13 protein-coding genes are annotated in these 15,025 nt (G+C 66.6%); 5 read left to right on the top strand and 8 right to left on the bottom strand.

Translation table 11 applies throughout. From position 1 onward, the window contains the following. Positions 1-5: 5 nt before the first annotated feature. The 3 genes from JJ959_RS08535 to JJ959_RS08525 all read right to left on the bottom strand — a co-directional run bounded on the left by JJ959_RS08535 (position 6) and on the right by JJ959_RS08525 (position 3,711). Positions 6-926, bottom strand: coding sequence for a DMT family transporter (locus JJ959_RS08535; protein WP_292882091.1), 921 nt, complete (start codon positions 924-926; stop codon positions 6-8). 7 nt (positions 927-933) lie between these two features. Then, a complete protein-coding gene (locus JJ959_RS08530; RefSeq protein WP_292882088.1) occupies positions 934-2,715 on the bottom strand; it encodes an SLC13 family permease in 1,782 nt (593 codons plus the stop codon). Between the two features lie 69 nt (positions 2,716-2,784). After that, a complete protein-coding gene (locus JJ959_RS08525) occupies positions 2,785-3,711 on the bottom strand; it encodes a DMT family transporter (RefSeq protein WP_292882086.1) in 927 nt (308 codons plus the stop codon). A 109-nt stretch (positions 3,712-3,820) separates the two neighbouring features. On the opposite strand from JJ959_RS08525, the gene JJ959_RS08520 reads away from it, so the two are divergent. After that, positions 3,821-4,339: a MarR family transcriptional regulator gene (locus JJ959_RS08520; protein ID WP_292882084.1), complete on the top strand. Its 519-nt coding sequence runs from the start codon at positions 3,821-3,823 to the stop codon at positions 4,337-4,339. Here JJ959_RS08520 and JJ959_RS08515 read toward each other — a convergent pair. From JJ959_RS08515 to JJ959_RS08500, 4 genes are all read right to left on the bottom strand, one after another. Then, entirely contained in the window at positions 4,336-5,406 is a 1,071-nt protein-coding gene (locus JJ959_RS08515) for a sn-glycerol-3-phosphate import ATP-binding protein UgpC (RefSeq protein ID WP_292882082.1), read from the bottom strand. The genes JJ959_RS08520 and JJ959_RS08515 overlap by 4 nt on opposite strands. Before the next feature lie 10 nt (positions 5,407-5,416). Next, on the bottom strand, positions 5,417-6,259 hold the full coding sequence (ugpE, locus tag JJ959_RS08510) for a sn-glycerol-3-phosphate ABC transporter permease UgpE (protein WP_292882079.1): 843 nt from the start codon (positions 6,257-6,259) through the stop codon (positions 5,417-5,419). A gap of 13 nt (positions 6,260-6,272) precedes the next feature. Next, positions 6,273-7,151: an ABC transporter permease subunit gene (locus JJ959_RS08505; protein ID WP_292882077.1), complete on the bottom strand. Its 879-nt coding sequence runs from the start codon at positions 7,149-7,151 to the stop codon at positions 6,273-6,275. Positions 7,152-7,226: 75 nt separating this feature from the next. Further along, positions 7,227-8,534: an extracellular solute-binding protein gene (locus JJ959_RS08500; protein ID WP_292882074.1), complete on the bottom strand. Its 1,308-nt coding sequence runs from the start codon at positions 8,532-8,534 to the stop codon at positions 7,227-7,229. Between the two features lie 274 nt (positions 8,535-8,808). Between JJ959_RS08500 and ada the strand changes: the two genes are divergently transcribed. From ada to JJ959_RS08480, 4 genes are all read left to right on the top strand, one after another. Then, complete coding sequence (ada, locus tag JJ959_RS08495; protein ID WP_292882072.1) at positions 8,809-9,900, top strand: bifunctional DNA-binding transcriptional regulator/O6-methylguanine-DNA methyltransferase Ada; 1,092 nt, start codon at positions 8,809-8,811, stop codon at positions 9,898-9,900. 87 nt (positions 9,901-9,987) lie between these two features. After that, positions 9,988-11,193 (top strand): multidrug effflux MFS transporter, encoded by a 1,206-nt coding sequence (locus JJ959_RS08490; protein ID WP_292882069.1) that lies wholly within the window; start codon positions 9,988-9,990, stop codon positions 11,191-11,193. Positions 11,194-11,269: 76 nt separating this feature from the next. Further along, entirely contained in the window at positions 11,270-11,992 is a 723-nt protein-coding gene (locus tag JJ959_RS08485; RefSeq protein WP_292882067.1) for a SprT family zinc-dependent metalloprotease, read from the top strand. Between the two features lie 96 nt (positions 11,993-12,088). Continuing rightward, the gene (locus JJ959_RS08480; protein WP_292882064.1) at positions 12,089-13,012 is read left to right on the top strand and encodes an endonuclease/exonuclease/phosphatase family protein; all 924 of its coding nucleotides are present in this window, start codon (positions 12,089-12,091) and stop codon (positions 13,010-13,012) included. Positions 13,013-13,022: 10 nt separating this feature from the next. On the opposite strand, the gene JJ959_RS08475 is transcribed toward JJ959_RS08480, so the two are convergent. Beyond that, a complete protein-coding gene (locus JJ959_RS08475; RefSeq protein WP_292882061.1) occupies positions 13,023-14,990 on the bottom strand; it encodes a transglycosylase domain-containing protein in 1,968 nt (655 codons plus the stop codon). Positions 14,991-15,025 lie beyond the last annotated feature (35 nt).

Here is a 15,025-nt window from a genome sequence, read left to right as displayed (position 1 = left end):
CGTTTTCAGCGCGCCTTGCGGCCGAGATTGACCAGCACCATCGAGGTGAAGACGCAACCGACCGCGCCCCAGATCCAGAGCGAATGGATCTCGCCGAACACCACCCAGCCCCAGAACAGGCCGAACAGGTTGACCATGTAGGAGACCAGGCTGAGAAAGACCGGCCCGGCCCGCTTCAGCACCTCGAAATAGAGGATATAGGCGACCGAGGAGATCGCGATCTGCCCGAGCATGGCGTAGTCGGTCGGGCCCGGGTCGGCCATCAGCGGATAAAAGCCGTCCACCGCGAGCATCAGCGGCAGGGTGCCGAGCGAGGCGACGATCAGCATGCCGCGCGCGGCGGCCAGCGAGTGCGTGCTCTCGGGCCGCATGCGGTCGCTGTAGATCCCGCTGCAGGCATAGAGCGCCGGGGTGAGGAAGGCCATCAGCACCCAGGGCACCATATCGCGCGAGGGCAGGCTGGTCTCCGGCAGCACCATCATCAGCGCCCCGACCAGGCCGAGGCAGATACCGATGGCGCTGTTCCAGCGAAAGCCCTCGATGCGGAAGGCGACCGCGAGGACGTAGCCCAGCACCGGCACGGTCGAGATCACCGTGCTCATCACGCCGGCGGGAATGTGTTTCGCCGTGGTGATGATGTTGATGTTCGGCAGCACCAGGCCGATGAAGGCGGCGCCAAGGAAGAAGACGAGATGCGGCCGGTCGATCTCGAAGGGGATCCCCTTCTTCCAGCAGACCAGGGTGAGGAACACCGCCGCGCCGGTCGATTGCATCCAGGCATAGGCGAAGGGATGCACCCCGCCCATCGCCGCGATCTTGGAAAGCGAGAAGGATAGCCCCCAGAGGCAGCCGAGCAGGGTCAGCATGAGCAGCGGGAGCAGGAGCTTCGGGTCGATCAGCCCCTCGCGCTTCAGATCCTCTGCCATGTCCTGCTCAGAACGGCCAGACGATCGGCAGGAGCGGCACCGCCACGGCGAGAATGATCAGGTCGAGCGGCAGCCCGACCCGCCAGTAATCGCTGAACCTGTAGCCTGCCGGCCCCATGACCAGCAGATTGTTCTGGTGCCCGATCGGCGTCAGGAAGGCGCTGGAGGCGCCGATCGCCACCGCCATCAGGAACGGGTCCGGGCTGACCGAGAGCCGTTCGGCAACACCAAGCGCGACAGGCGCCATGACCAGCGCCGTCGCCGCGTTGTTCATCATGTCGGTGAGGAACATGGTCAGCATGATGAGCAGCGCGAGCACGAGATAGAGCGAGTAACCGGAAGCCGCGTCCGCCACCACGCCGGCAATCAGGCCCGCGGCCCCCGTCTCGTGCATTGCCGAGCCGACGGGGATCATCGCGCCCAGCAGGATCACGACCTGCCAGTCGATCGCCTCGTAGACCTCGCTCATCGGGATCATGTCGAGCAGCACCATGACGGCGAGCCCGGTCACGAGACAGACCGCCGCCGGAACGATGCCTGCGCTTGCGGCGACGATGGCGGAGAGAAAGACCAGCGCGGGCGCGAGGATCTTCGGCCGCTCGAGACTCATCCGGCGCTGCGCCAGCGGCAGGCAGCCGAGGGCCGAGATGGTGCCGTAGATCTGGTCGGCATCGCCCTGCAGCATGAGCACGTCGCCCGCCCGGAAGCGCACGTCGCGCAGCCGCGTGTTGATCGGCGCGCCGCCGCGGGCGACGCCAAGCAGGTTCAGCCCATAGCGCGAGCGCAGACGGAGCATGGCGGCGCTGCGGCCCTCGATCCAGGCGCGCGGCGGCATCACCGCCTCGACCACGGCGAGCTGCGCGTCCTCGCCCGAATCCTTGGTCGCATCCAGCTCCTTGGCGTCGACCAGTTCGAGGCCCTTCTGCACCGCCGCCTCGATCTGTTCCGCCGTGCCGTGCGCCAGAAGCAGGTCACCCTCGGCGAGCGGCTCGCGGGTCAGGCGCCGGACCACGCGCTCGTTGCCGCGCAGCAGCGCCAGCACGGTCGGGCGGCCGCTATCCTCGTGCCGGTCGCCGAGGGCGCGGATCGACTGGCCGATCAGCCGCGAGCCGGCCGGGACCCGGAACTCGGTCACATAGCTGGAGAGCTCGAACAGCCGCTTGCCCTCGTCGTTGCCGCGCCGGTTCGGCACCAGGCGCACGCCGACGATGACGAGATAGACGATCCCGACCAGCGCCACGGCGAGACCGACCGGCGCGAAGTCGAACATGTGGAATTCCTCGCCGATGGCGTTGCGGCGGTAATCGGCGATGATAAGGTTCGGCGGCGTACCGATGAGCGTGATCATGCCGCCGAGCAGCGAGGCAAAGGAGAGCGGCATCAGCAGCCGCGACGGCGAAAGACCGGCCCGCCGGGCGACGGAGAGCGCAACCGGCATCAGGAGCGCGAGCGCGCCGACATTGTTCATGAAGCTTGAGAGAAAACCCGCGAGCCCAACCAGCGAGAAGGTCTTCGCGGTCTCTGAGTCAGTGCGTTGGGCGAGCCGCTCGGCAATCATCCCGACGGCGCCGGAGCGTGTCAGCGCGGCCGACATGCCGAGCACGGCGACCACGGTGATCACCGCCGGATGGCCGAAGCCGGCAAAGGCATGCGCCGGATCGACGACCCCCGCCGCCACCGCCAGCAGGAGCGCCAGCAGGGCGACGAGGTCGATCCTGTAGCGGCCCCAGATGAAGGCCGCGAGGGCGCCGAGGATGATCGCGAGGATCGCTGTCTGCTCGAAGGTCATGGCCGAGCTATAGCGCTCCGGCGCCCGGCACGGAAGGGGAATCGCGGCAGAATCTCGCCCGCCGCGCGATCAGCCCCGGCGCTGGGCCAGCACCGTGAGCGCGATCCCGGCGGCGATCACCACGGCGCCGCCCCAGGTCTCCCAGCTGTAGCGTTCGCCGAGCAGAATGGTGGCGACAACCAGGCCGACGGAGGCCGCGACATAGCCGATCTGGCTCAGCAGCACCGCGCCGCCGAGCTGCTGCAGGCGGAAGAAAAGCGGGAAGGTCGCGGCCGCCGCGACGGCCTGGGCCAGCGCCGCCCCGGGAACCGCCGCGAGCGACAGGACCGGCACGGAGCCTTCGACGATCAACAGCAGGGCGAGGAAGCCGAAGATGGCCGCACCATGGCTCCAGAAAGCGAGCACGTCCGGCGAGACATTCTGCGGCCAGGCGATGCTGCGATAAACGTTGCCGACGGCGAGCGCGATCGGCACCGCGAATCCGGCCATGATCCAGAACGGCTCCGGCGCATCCGCCCCCGACCCACGGGTCAGGCTGACAATGGCGGCACCGATCAGGCCGACGGCGATGCCCGCAAGGCCGAGCCGGTTGGCCGTCTTAAGCCCGAGCAGGGCCGAGAAGGCGAGCGTGAAGACCGGCGACTGGGCGAACATCAGCCCCATATAGCCGGCGCCCGCATGGGGAATGACGGCGAACAGGATGACGTTCGGGATGACGAAGGAGACCAGCCCGCCGAAGACCGCGAATCGGACCACGCTCCGCTCCGGACGCCGCAGCGCGCGGCGCAGGGCGAGCGCGGGAAAGAGGATCGCGGCGACCCCGAGGGACGGGATCATCGCCCAGAGAATGGGCGAGATCCCGGCATCGCCCGCGAGCTTTCCAAGCGGGAAATTGAGGCCGACGAAGGCGCCGGTGGCGATCAGCAGGAGGGAGGGGTTGGCCAGCATCGGTATTGCGTGCGCGCCTTCCGCGCCGCGGTCAAGAGACTCTGACATCGGTCTGTCCTTCACAAGGTGGAGCAAGTCGGATACGGTTCATTAATTCGATCATCGATATTCCGATGTCGAATAATTTGATATCGAACTATTTGATGCAGGACCGCCGATGAGTCAAGAGCCCGCGCGAAAATCGCGTCCGTACGCCGTGCAGGGCGCGCCGCTGGAGAACATTCTCGAACAGTGGAAACGCGAGCGACCGGATCTCGATCCGGGGCCCATGGCGATCTGCGGCGCCATCCGCCGGGCGAACGACCGGGTCCGGACGGCGATCGAGGGCAATGTCGCGGAGGCCGGGCTCGACGGCGCCGGCTTCGACGTGCTGCTGACCCTGCGCCGTCAGGGCAAGGGCGAGACCCTGACGCCGTCGGAACTGGCCGGCGAGATGATGCTTTCGACCTCGGCCATGACCAACCGGCTCGACCGGCTGGAGAAGCGCGGCCTGATCGAACGCCGGTCCGATCCGAAAGACCGGCGCAGCCTCAAGGTCGCGCTGACAGGAGAAGGCTTCGCACTGGCGGACGGGCTCGTCGTGAACCACCTCAGGGTCGAGGAAGAGCTGCTGGCGCCGCTGACCGGTGCCGAGCGCGAGGAGCTGATGCGGCTGCTGGCGAAGGTCGGCGCCTAGAGCCGCCTGCCGCTCTCCGGATCGAACAGGTGCAGGCGCTCCGGCGCGGCGGCGAGATGCATCGTTTCGCCGGAGTTCAGATGCCGGTGACCGGAAAGGCGGACCGTCGTCAGCGCCTTCTTGCCGCCGGTATGACCGTGCACCAGCGTGTCGGCGCCGAGATGCTCGACCAGGTCGATCTTCAGCGCGAGCCCGTGCCCGTCGCCGCCCGGCTCGAAATGTTCCGGACGGATGCCGAGGGAAACCGTCTGCCCCTCGCTGACATTCCCGGCGCTGCCGTTGAGCGGCAGCCTGACGCCATCCTTCAGCACCGCCTCGCCGCTCTCGATCCGCGCCTCCATGAAGTTCATCGAGGGCGAGCCGATGAAGGCGGCGACGAACTTGCTCGCCGGCTTGTCATAGACCTCGATCGGCGTGCCGATCTGCTCGGCGACGCCGGCATTCATCACCACCAGCCGGTCCGCCATGGTCATGGCCTCGACCTGGTCGTGGGTCACATAGAGGCTCGTGGTGCCGAGCTGGCGCTGCAGCTTCTTCACCTCGACCCGCATCTGCACCCGGAGCTTGGCGTCAAGGTTGGAGAGCGGCTCGTCGAACAGAAAGACCGCCGGCTCGCGGACGATGGCGCGGCCCATGGCGACGCGCTGGCGCTGGCCGCCGGAGAGCTGCTGCGGGCGCCGTTCGAGCAGCTCGGACAGCTCGAGGATCTCCGCCGCCTCGCGCACCCGGCGGGCGATCTCGTCCTTCGCCATGCCCCGGTTCTTCAGCCCGTAGGCCATGTTGCCCGACACCGTCATGTGCGGGTAGAGCGCATAGTTCTGGAAAACCATGGCGATGTCCCGGTCCGCCGGCTCCAGCCTGTTCACCTCGCGTCCCGCGATGGAGACCGCACCGCCGGTAATGCTTTCGAGGCCCGCCACCATGCGCAGCAGCGTGGACTTGCCGCAGCCGGACGGGCCGACAAGGGCGATGAATTCGCCGTCCTCGATAGCGACGTCGATTCCGTGAATGGCCTTGAAGCCGTTGGGATAGACCTTCTCGATGCTGTTCAGGGTGACCTCGGCCATCCTCGGTTCCTCACTTTTCGGATTCGACGAGACCCTTCACGAACCAGCGCTGAAAGACGACCACCACCAGGACCGGCGGCAGCAGCGCGAGGATCGAAAGCGCGAGGGCCTTGTTGTATTGCGGGATACGGTTGCCTTCGAGGTCGTTGAGGATCTGCTTGATCCCCATGACGACCGTGAAATAGCTCTCGTCCGTGGTCATCAGGATCGGCCAGAGATACTGGTTCCACCCGACCACGAACATGATGATGAAGATCGCCGCGATCATGGTCCGGGAGAGCGGCAGCAGGATGTCGACGAAGAAGCGGAACGGTCCCGCCCCGTCGATCCGCGCCGCCTCCAGGATCTCCTCCGGCACCGACTTGTAGAACTGGCGGAAGAAGAAGGTCGCGGTCGCGCTGGCGATCAGCGGCAGGATCAGCCCCGTGTAGCTGTTCAGCATGCCGAGGTCGGAAACCACCTTGTAGGAGGGAATGATCCGAACCTCGAGCGGCAGCAGCAGCGAGGAGAAGATGATCCAGAAGAAGAAGCTGCCGGCCGGGAAGCGGAAATAGACGATGGCATAGGCGGCCAGCGTCGAGATGATGATCTTGCCGACCGAGAAGCCGAGCCCGAGCACAAGCGAGTTCTCCAACATCAGCAGCGCGTTGACCTGCTCGGTGAAGCCGGAATTGTCGAGGAGGACCGCGCTGTAGGTCTCCCAGAAATAGTCCCCGAACCAGAACTGCAGCCCCTCGCCGAGCAGCGTCTCCGGGCGGTGCGTCGAGGAGGCGAAGGCGATCCAGATCGGCAGCAGCAGGAAGAGCACGCCGAGCATCAGGATCAAGTGGTCGAGCGGTTTGACGTTTTTCATCGCGCGCTCCCGCTCAGTAATGGATGCGTTTCTCGAGCACGCGGAACTGCACGACGGTGAGCGCGAGCACGAGGATCATGAGAATGACGGACTGGGCGGAGCTGCCGCCGAGATCGGCGCCGAGGAAGCCGTCCTGATAGACCTTGTAGACCAGCGTCGCGGTGCCGCCGCCAGGCGCGCCGCGGGTCATGGTGTCGATCACCCCGAAGGTGTCGAAGAAGGCGTAGGTGATGTTGATCACCAGCACGAAGAAGCCGGTCGGCGCCAGGAGCGGCAGGGTCACGGTCCAGAACCGGCGGAAGCCGTTGCGGCAATCGATCAGGGCGGCCTCGCGCACGGCGCGCGGGATCGACTGCAGGCCGGCGAGGAAATAGATGAAATTGACGCTGACCTGCTTCCAGACCGAGACCAGGATCACGGTGAAGGAGGCGTCGAACACGTCCAGCTGCGGATTGAACGGCCAGCCCGTCGCGTTCAGCAGATGGTTCAGCGAGCCGATCGAGCGGTCAAACAGGAAGGTGCCGATCATCCCGGCGACGGCCGGCGCGACGGCATAAACCCAGGTCAGCATGATCTTGTAGGCCGACTGGCCGTGGATGATCCCGTCCGCCTTGACTGCCAGAAGGAGCGCGATCGCCATCGAGAGGAAGGCGACGAGGGCGGAGAAGACGAGCGTGAAGACGGCCGAGGTCGCGTAATGGTCGCTCGAGACCACCTCGCGGAAATTGTCGAAGCCGACGAACTGGCTGGCGAGCCCGAACGGGTCCTCCAGCATGAAGGACTGGTAGATCGCCTGCGCCGCCGGCCAGACGAAGAAGATCATGATGATCGCGAGCTGCGGCGCGATCAGCAGGTACGGCAGGGAGATGTGGTCGAATTGCTGCCGTTTCATCGGCGGAACCCCAAACGAGCCGGAACGGGAAAACGGCGGGCGATGATCCGCCCGCCGTCTCTCGGGAGATGATGCTTACTGAACCGTCTTGGCGAAGCGGGCGAGCAGCTTGTTGGAGCCGTCCTCGATCGCCGCGAAGGCGTCCTCGACCGACTTGGTGCCGGCGAAGATCTGGTCGTATTCGCGGTTCATGACTTCGCGGATCTGCACGTAGTAGCCAAGGCGATAGCCCTTGTTCCACTCGGCGGACTTCAGGTTCAGCTGCTGGATACCGACCTCGGCGTCCGGCTCGTCCTTGTAGTAGCCGGTCTCCTTGGCGAGCGTGTAGGCCGCGTTGGTGATCGGCACGTAGCCGGTTTCCTTGTGCCAGAAGAACTGGGTTTCCGGCTTGGTCAGGAACTTGAAGAACTGGGCAACGCCTTCATTCTCAGCCTTGTCCTTGCCGGAGAAGGCGAAGAGGGCCGCACCGCCGATGAAGGTCGTGTAGTCCTCGCCCTTGGTGATGCTGTTCCAGTACGGCAGGTTGGTGGTGCCGAAGTCGAATTTCGCCGCCGACTTCAGGCCGCCGAAGGAGCCCGAGGAGCCGAGCCACATGGCGACTTCCTGGTCGATGAAGGGCTTCTGGTTGTCGCCCCACTTGGTGCCGTAATAGCCGAAATAACCGGCCTGCTGCCATTCGCGCGCCTTCGAGAAGTGCATGCGCATGTGCTCGTTGTTGTACTTGATCTCGGTGGCGACGCCGTCGAAGCCGTTATTCTCGTTCGCCATCTGCAGGTTATGGCGGGAGTGGAAGTTCTCGGAGAAGATCCACGGCGTGTGCGACTGGCTGAGCGCGATGTAACCGGCGGCCTTCAGCTTCGGCGCGATGGTCTCGAACTCTTCCCAGGTCTTCGGCGGCTCGACGCCGGCCTTCGCAAGGGCGTCCTTGTTGTAATAGAGCACCGGGGTGGAGCTGTTGAACGGCATGCCGATCATGTCGCCCTTGCTGTCCGCGTAGAAATAGCGGACACCGGCGATGTAATCCTCGGCGTGGAACGGCACGCCGTTCTCGTTCAGCAGGCTGGCGACCGGGTAGACGGCGCCCTTGGCATTGATGATGGTCGCCGCGCCGGCGTCGAAGATCTGGATGATGTTCGGCGCTTCGTTCGCCCGGAACGCGGCGATGCCGGCGGTCATGGTCTCTTCGTAGCCGCCCTTGTAGACCGGGGTCAGCTTGTACTCGCTCTGGGACGCGTTGAAGTCCTTGGCGATGGCATTCACGGTCTCGCCGAGACCGCCGCCCATGGCGTGCCAGAAAGTGATTTCGGTCGCCGCGTGGGCGGCACCCGCGCCGAGCATGGCAAGGCCAGCCGCGGCGGCGAGAAGCGTCTTGGTTGCTTTCATAAGAAGGCTCCATCGGATGAATTACGAGCGCGTGACCCTATGCGCGCCGGGCGTCCGAACGGTGAAGGAACCGTGACATTTTCGTTGCAGTGATTTCGACTAAGCTTTTATTTTCATTCGAAAATATCCGCCGTTCGTTTCACCTTTCCGGTTGCGGAAACGGCCGATCGAAAAGCCGGTTTGCCGCGCAAGGCCCGGATAGTCGGCGAATGGCCCGGGAGGCTATAGAATAGGTCTCGCAACCGAGGAGGCCCGGGCCATGCCGGACAATCCAGTGAGCAATCAGAGCAAGGCATTCACAGACGACGCGGCCCGCTGGGCGGCGGTGACGGAGCGTGACGCGGCTGCCGACGGCGCTTTCTTCTATGCCGTGGTCACGACCGGGATCTATTGCCGGCCGTCCTGCCCCTCGCGCAAACCGAAACGCGAGAACGTTCGTTTTTACGAGAGCCCGGCGGAAGCAGAGGCGGCAGGCTACCGGCCGTGCCGGAAATGCCTCGGTCAGGACGCCGCCGAGGCCCGGCGCCGGCAGGCGGTGACGGAGGCCTGCGCCCTGCTCGACGCGGCGGAGGAGACGGCCCCGACGCTAGAGGAACTTGCAGCAGCGACGGGTCTCTCGCCCCATCACCTGCAACGCACCTTCAAGGCGGTGACCGGGGTCTCGCCCCGGCAATACTGGGACGCGCGGCGGCTGGAGCGGCTGAGGCAGAACCTGAAATCGGGCGAGGCGGTCGCCCCGGCGCTCTATGGTGCCGGCTACGGCTCCTCCAGCCGGCTCTACGAAAAGGCCCGCGGACAGCTCGGCATGACTCCGGCGACCTACGGCAAGGGCGGGCGCGGCGCCGTCATCGCCTTCACCACAGCACCCTCGCCGCTCGGCCGGGTGCTGGTCGCGGCGACGGAGGCGGGGATCTGCTCCGTCGGCCTCGGCGAGGATGCGGGCGCGCTCGAGGCCGAACTGCGGCGGGACTTTCCGCTGGCGGAGATCGTGCGCGAGGACGAGACGCTGGGGCGGCTGACCGACGAGGTGCTCGCCCGGCTCGAGGGAAAGGCGCCGGACCGCAAGCTGCCGCTCGACATCCAGGCCACCGCCTTCCAGCGCCAGGTCTGGGAAGCGCTGATGACCATTCCCACCGGCGAGACCCGGACCTACGGCGAACTCGCGGCCGAGATCGGCAAGCCGGGCGCCTCGCGTGCGGTCGGCCGGGCCTGCGGCAGCAACCGGGTGGCGCTGGTCATCCCCTGCCACCGCGCGGTCGGCGCGAACGGCAGCCTCACCGGCTATCGCTGGGGCGTCGAGCGCAAGCGCCGGCTGCTCGCCGCCGAAGCGGCCGGTGGCCGGGAGGCCGTTGCCGCCACCGGGTAAACCGTGCGGTTTTACCCGGGCCGGATAATGCGCTATGAGAGAGGGGCCGTCCGACGGGGCGGCCCCCGTCTCTTTCGAAGAACATCGATGAAAAATTCCGATTACCGGGTCGATTCGCTCGGCGGCATCACGACGCTGACCCTGATGGTCGCGCTCGGGCAGATGTCGGTCGGCCTGTTCGTACCGTCCCTGCCCTCGCTGGTCGCGTATTTCGACACCGACATGGGTACGGTCCAGCTCACGCTGACGGTCTATTTCGCGGCCTTCGCCCTGTTCCAGCTCTTCATCGGACCGCTTTCGGACCGTGCCGGGCGGCGGCCGGTGCTGCTGAGCGGGCTGCTGGTCTATGCCGCCGGTGCCATCGCCTGCGCGCTCGCCAGTTCGATCTGGACCCTGATCGCGGCCCGCCTGCTGCTCGCCATCGGCGCCTGCGCCGGGCAGGCGATCAGCCGCGCCGTCGTCCGCGACAAGACCGAGGGCGCCGAATCGGCGCGTATCCTCTCCTATATCGGCATGGCGATGGCGCTCTCGCCCGCCCTGACCCCGACCGTAGGCGGCCAGCTGCACACCCATTTCGGCTGGCAGGCGAATTTCGTGCTGATGGCCACCATCGCGCTCGGCCTCGCGCTTTTCTGCCTCCTTCGCCTGCCGGAGACGATCCGCGAGAAGCGGCCCGACGCGACCGATTTCGGCGCCATGCTGCGCAACTATCGCAGCCTCGTCACCGACCGGCGCTTCAGCGGCTACGCCCTTCTGATCGGCGCCATCTTCGGCGCCCTCTTCGCCTATCAGACCGGGTCGCCCTATCTGCTCATGGTCGAGCTCGGCTTCTCGCCCCAGAGCTACGGGCTGCTGATTCTCTTCAACGTCGCGGGCTTCCTCTCCGGCAACCTGATCACCAATCGCTTCGGGCGAAAGGTCGGCCTCTACGGCATGGTGCGGGCGGGCGCGATCCTCGCCTTCATTTCCGGGATCACGATGGTGGTTCCGGCGCAACTCGGCCATGTCAGCGCGCTCACCATCATCGGTCCGAGCATGATCCTGCTCTTCGCCATGGGCCTCGCCCTGCCGAGCGCGATGGCGGGCGCGATGCAGCACTTTCCGCACATGGCCGGGTCCTCCTCGGCGCTGCTCGGCTTCACCCAGATGGGCACCGGCGCTCTCGGCTCGCTGGTGATCAGCAGCCTGCAGAACCAGCACCCGCACGTGATGCCGGACGTGTTCGCGGTCTCGGGCCTGCTTGCGCTTGTCGCGCTGGCCCTGATTCCCCGCCCGAAGGGGGCCGCGGAATGATCGAAGGCGGTCCCGCAAGCTCAAATATGTAGTAGACTGGCCCCGCCAACCCCCAACCGCTTGGTGATGCCGCACCATGAAAGACGCCCGCCCGCTGATCGTCACAGGACGTGACGGCGCGCTGATCGAGGTCCCCGTCAGGATCTCGGCCCGCGCCCGGCGGCTGTCGCTCAAGGTCGATCCGGCGCGCGGCATGCCGGAACTGGTGCTCCCCCGCGGGGTCGCGCCGACCCAGGCGGAGAGCTTCGTCGCTCGCAACGTCGTCTGGCTCGAGGAGCGGCTGAAGCGGCTACCGGACTCCGTCCCCTTCGCCGACGGCGTCACCATCCCCCTGCTCGGCACCGACCATCTGATCCGACACACCCCGGAACGGCGCGGCACGGTCCGCCGGATCGAGGCGCGGGAGACCGAGCCCGCCCGACTGGAGATCTCCGGCGGCGCCGATCATCTGCCCCGCCGCCTGACCGACTGGCTGAAACGCGAGGCGCGGCGCGAGATCTCGGAGCGGGCGCGGCATTACGCCGAGCAGCTCGGCCGCCGTCCGTCACGGATCTCGATCCGCGATACGCGAAGCCGCTGGGGCAGCTGTTCCTCGAAAGGCGCGCTCTCCTTCTCCTGGCGCCTAATCCTCGCGCCCGAGCATGTGCTCGACTATGTCTGCGCCCACGAGGCGGCGCATCTGATCGAGATGAATCACTCGCACCGCTTCTGGGCCCTCGTCGAGCGGCTGGTCGAGGACATGGACACCTCGCGCGCCTGGCTGAAACGGCACGGCGCGGTGCTGCACCGCTACGGCTGAGCGCTGCGCCTTAAAGCCTTCACTTTCCGGTCAAATTTCGAGGCGAAAGTCCGCACCGTCTTTCGTGTCTTTCTCCGAGCGCAGGGTTTTTCCCTCATGGATTCTCTGAAGCGGTTCGCGATCTATTGCTCCTGGGGCATTGCCGCCGCCCTCATCGCCGGAATGCTCGGCGCGTTTCATCCGCTGGCCGACAGTTTCTCGCATTTCCGCCTGCATCTCGTGGTGCTCGCCCTCCCGTTCGTTCCGCTGCTCTTCCTGACCGGCGCCTGGGTCAACGGCCTCGCCCTCGCGGCGACCATCGTGGTGAGCGTCGGCCTGCTCGGACAGCTCTTCGGAGGGGGGGCCTCGGCGGCCGATGCGGGCAAGGAAGGCGGGGACCTCCGGATCGTTTCCCTCAACCTCCACCACATCTATGCCGACGCGGACCGGGTCGCCGCGTTCATTGCCGGTGCCGATCCCGACGTCGTTTCTTTGCAGGAACTGTCGCTGGAGTCACCCAAGGTCATCCGGCGACTCAAGAAGGATTATCCCCATCAACTGATCTGCCGCTATCGCAGTTCCTCTGCCATAGCCGTGCTGTCCCGCACCCCCTTCACCGCAACGGGATGTCAGAACGATTACCGCCTCGCCTGGGCTTCGGTCGAACGGGATAGCCAGGACGTGACCGTCGCCTCCCTGCATCTGAGATGGCCGTTCCCCTCGCCGCAGGCCGCCCAGATCGCGGGATTGTCCGCCGCATGGCCGGAGATCGGCACACCGCTCGTCCTCACCGGCGATTTCAACGCCGCGCCCTGGAGCCATGCGGTGCAGGAAGTGGCCCGCAACTCAGGCACCAGGGTCGTTCCCGGGCTCCGGCGCACCTATACCTGGGGAGAGAACTGGCTCGGATCGGCGATGGCGCTGCCGCTCGACCATGTGCTGGTCACGCCCACGCTCGATGTGAAGAGTACGGCGCTCGGTCCGCATGTCAGCTCGGACCACCTGCCGCTGATCGTGGATATCGGGATGCCGCGCTTCTAGGAAACCAGGTTCAGAGCCTGTTCGCCCTGCCCTGGTCGAGGCCCGCGAGCGGGCGCGGCGGACCTTTCGCGGCTTCCGACATGAAGGCCGCCCAGATTTCCGCCGGCAGGCTGCCGCCCGTCACCCCGTCCATCGGCGAGGCGTCGTCGCGGCCGACCCAGATCCCGGCGACGAGATCCGCCGTGTAGCCGATGAACCACGCGTCGCGGAACCCCTGGGACGTCCCGGTCTTGCCGGCGGCGGGCCGGTCGATCCAGGCCCGCTTGCCGGTGCCGCGCTCGACCACGCTCTGCAGCATCCGATTGAGATCGGAGACGGCGCGGGCATCGACCACTTCCGGCGCGTTGGTTTCCGGGCGCGCATAGATCGTTCCGCCGGCCGTGGTCCCGATGGCCTCGATCGCATAGGGCGTGACGAAACGGCCGTGATTGGCGAAGGCGGCATAGGCCGCGGTCATCTCCAGCAGCGTCACCTCTCCCGAACCGAGCGCGAGGCTCGGCTGGTCCGGCAGGGTCGCGGTCAGGCCGAGACGCCGTGCGACGGAGAGCGCCCGGCGGCGGCCGATGGCTTCCGAGAGACTGACCGTCGCCGCATTGAGCGAGTCGGCGAGCGCATCCTCAAGCGTGACCTCGCCCCGGAAACGACCGTCGAAATTGCGCGGCTGCCAGCCGTCGATGGCGAGCGCGGCGTCGGTCACAGGCGTTTCCGGCTGATATCCCGCCTCGAGCGCGGCAAGGAACACGAAGGGCTTGAAGGCGGAGCCCGGCTGGCGCAGCGCCTGGGTCGCCCGGTTGAATTGGGAGGCGCCGTAGTCGCGGCCGCCGATCATGGCCCGGACCGCGCCGTCGGGAGACATCACCACCATGGCGACCTGGCGGACCCCCTTCTTGACGCCGCGCTTCATGCCCTCCGCGACAGCCTGCTCGGCAAGGCGCTGCAGGCGCAGGTCGAGCGTGGTGCGGATCGTGCGGTCGCCGCCGCCGGGCCCTGCATACCCGCTCGCCCGCTCGCGTGCCCAATCGGCGAAGTAACGGTGATTGCGGCTTACTCCGGCCGCGCCGCGGATCGCCGCCGGCTTCGAGGCAATCCGAAGCGCTTCGGCTTCGGTGAGGTAGCCCGCATCCGCCATGTTCAGCAGCACCTGCTTGGTGCGACCTTCGGAAAGCTCCCGGTGCACCGCCGGATTGTAGCGCGACGGCGCCTTCAGCAGGCCGATCAGCATTGCCGACTGATAGGCTGTGAGATCCTCCACCGGGCGGCCGTAATATTTCCGCGCCGCGGCGTCGACCCCATAGGCGCCCGCGCCGAAATAGACCCGGTTCAGGTAGATCGCGAGGATCTCCTGCTTCGAGAAGCGGTGCTCCAGCCAGAAGGAGAGCAGCAGCTCCTGGATCTTCCGTGAATAGGAGCGCTCGGCGCTGAGGAAGACGTTCTTGGCAAGCTGCTGGGTCAGCGTGCTTCCGCCCTGCACGGTGCGGCCGGCCTGCAAATTGACCAGGGCCGCACGCGCGATCGAGATCGGGTCGATCCCGAAATGAGAGAAGAAGCGCCGGTCCTCAGTCGCGACCAGGGCCTGAACCAGGCTTTCCGGCAGCCTGTTCGCGGCGACCGGTTTCCCGTGCAGCGCTCCGTAGGACACGAACATCGCACCATCCCGGTCGAGCAGACGGGTCGCGCCGGCGCGCTCGTAGCGGTCGAGATCGGTGATGTCGGGAAGCTGGTAGGCGTGATAGGCGAGCAGGCCGCCGACGGCGACGCCGATCCAGATCGCAGCGACGAAGCCGTATTTCAGGAGCGCGCCGAGGAACCCGGTCCGCTTACGCACGACCGCCGACTTGCGGCGCCGCGGCGTGGCGCGGCTTCGGGATTTCACGCCGGGTTTGGCAGCGGCACTGTCCCGCGCTGCGCCGGATTTCGCCTTTCCGGAACGCGCGTTTCGCCCGTCTGCCGCGGGTTTTCGTGTCGGAGTCCGTGCCATCGGTTTCCGTAGCTCATGTTTGATTTGAGAATTAA

This window comes from Nisaea sp. (assembly GCF_017640745.1).
In the GTDB taxonomy this organism is placed as follows: domain Bacteria; phylum Pseudomonadota; class Alphaproteobacteria; order Thalassobaculales; family Thalassobaculaceae; genus Nisaea.
The sequence above is the reverse complement of the archived record's forward strand: the minus strand, read 5'-3'. Positions and strand labels throughout refer to the sequence as shown.

Bases quoted from the DNA above. Each gene is read 5' to 3' on its own strand.
- JJ959_RS08535 (WP_292882091.1), bottom strand. From the start codon at position 926: ATGGCAGAGGATCTGAAGCGCGAGGGGCTGATCGACCCGAAGCTCCTG.
- JJ959_RS08530 (WP_292882088.1), bottom strand. From the start codon at position 2,715: ATGACCTTCGAGCAGACAGCGATCCTCGCGATCATCCTCGGCGCCCTC.
- JJ959_RS08525 (WP_292882086.1), bottom strand. From the start codon at position 3,711: ATGTCAGAGTCTCTTGACCGCGGCGCGGAAGGCGCGCACGCAATACCG.
- JJ959_RS08520 (WP_292882084.1), top strand. From the start codon at position 3,821: ATGAGTCAAGAGCCCGCGCGAAAATCGCGTCCGTACGCCGTGCAGGGC.
- JJ959_RS08515 (WP_292882082.1), bottom strand. From the start codon at position 5,406: ATGGCCGAGGTCACCCTGAACAGCATCGAGAAGGTCTATCCCAACGGC.
- ugpE (WP_292882079.1), bottom strand. From the start codon at position 6,259: ATGAAAAACGTCAAACCGCTCGACCACTTGATCCTGATGCTCGGCGTG.
- JJ959_RS08505 (WP_292882077.1), bottom strand. From the start codon at position 7,151: ATGAAACGGCAGCAATTCGACCACATCTCCCTGCCGTACCTGCTGATC.
- JJ959_RS08500 (WP_292882074.1), bottom strand. From the start codon at position 8,534: ATGAAAGCAACCAAGACGCTTCTCGCCGCCGCGGCTGGCCTTGCCATG.
- JJ959_RS08490 (WP_292882069.1), top strand. From the start codon at position 9,988: ATGAAAAATTCCGATTACCGGGTCGATTCGCTCGGCGGCATCACGACG.
- JJ959_RS08485 (WP_292882067.1), top strand. From the start codon at position 11,270: ATGAAAGACGCCCGCCCGCTGATCGTCACAGGACGTGACGGCGCGCTG.
- JJ959_RS08480 (WP_292882064.1), top strand. From the start codon at position 12,089: ATGGATTCTCTGAAGCGGTTCGCGATCTATTGCTCCTGGGGCATTGCC.
- JJ959_RS08475 (WP_292882061.1), bottom strand. From the start codon at position 14,990: ATGGCACGGACTCCGACACGAAAACCCGCGGCAGACGGGCGAAACGCG.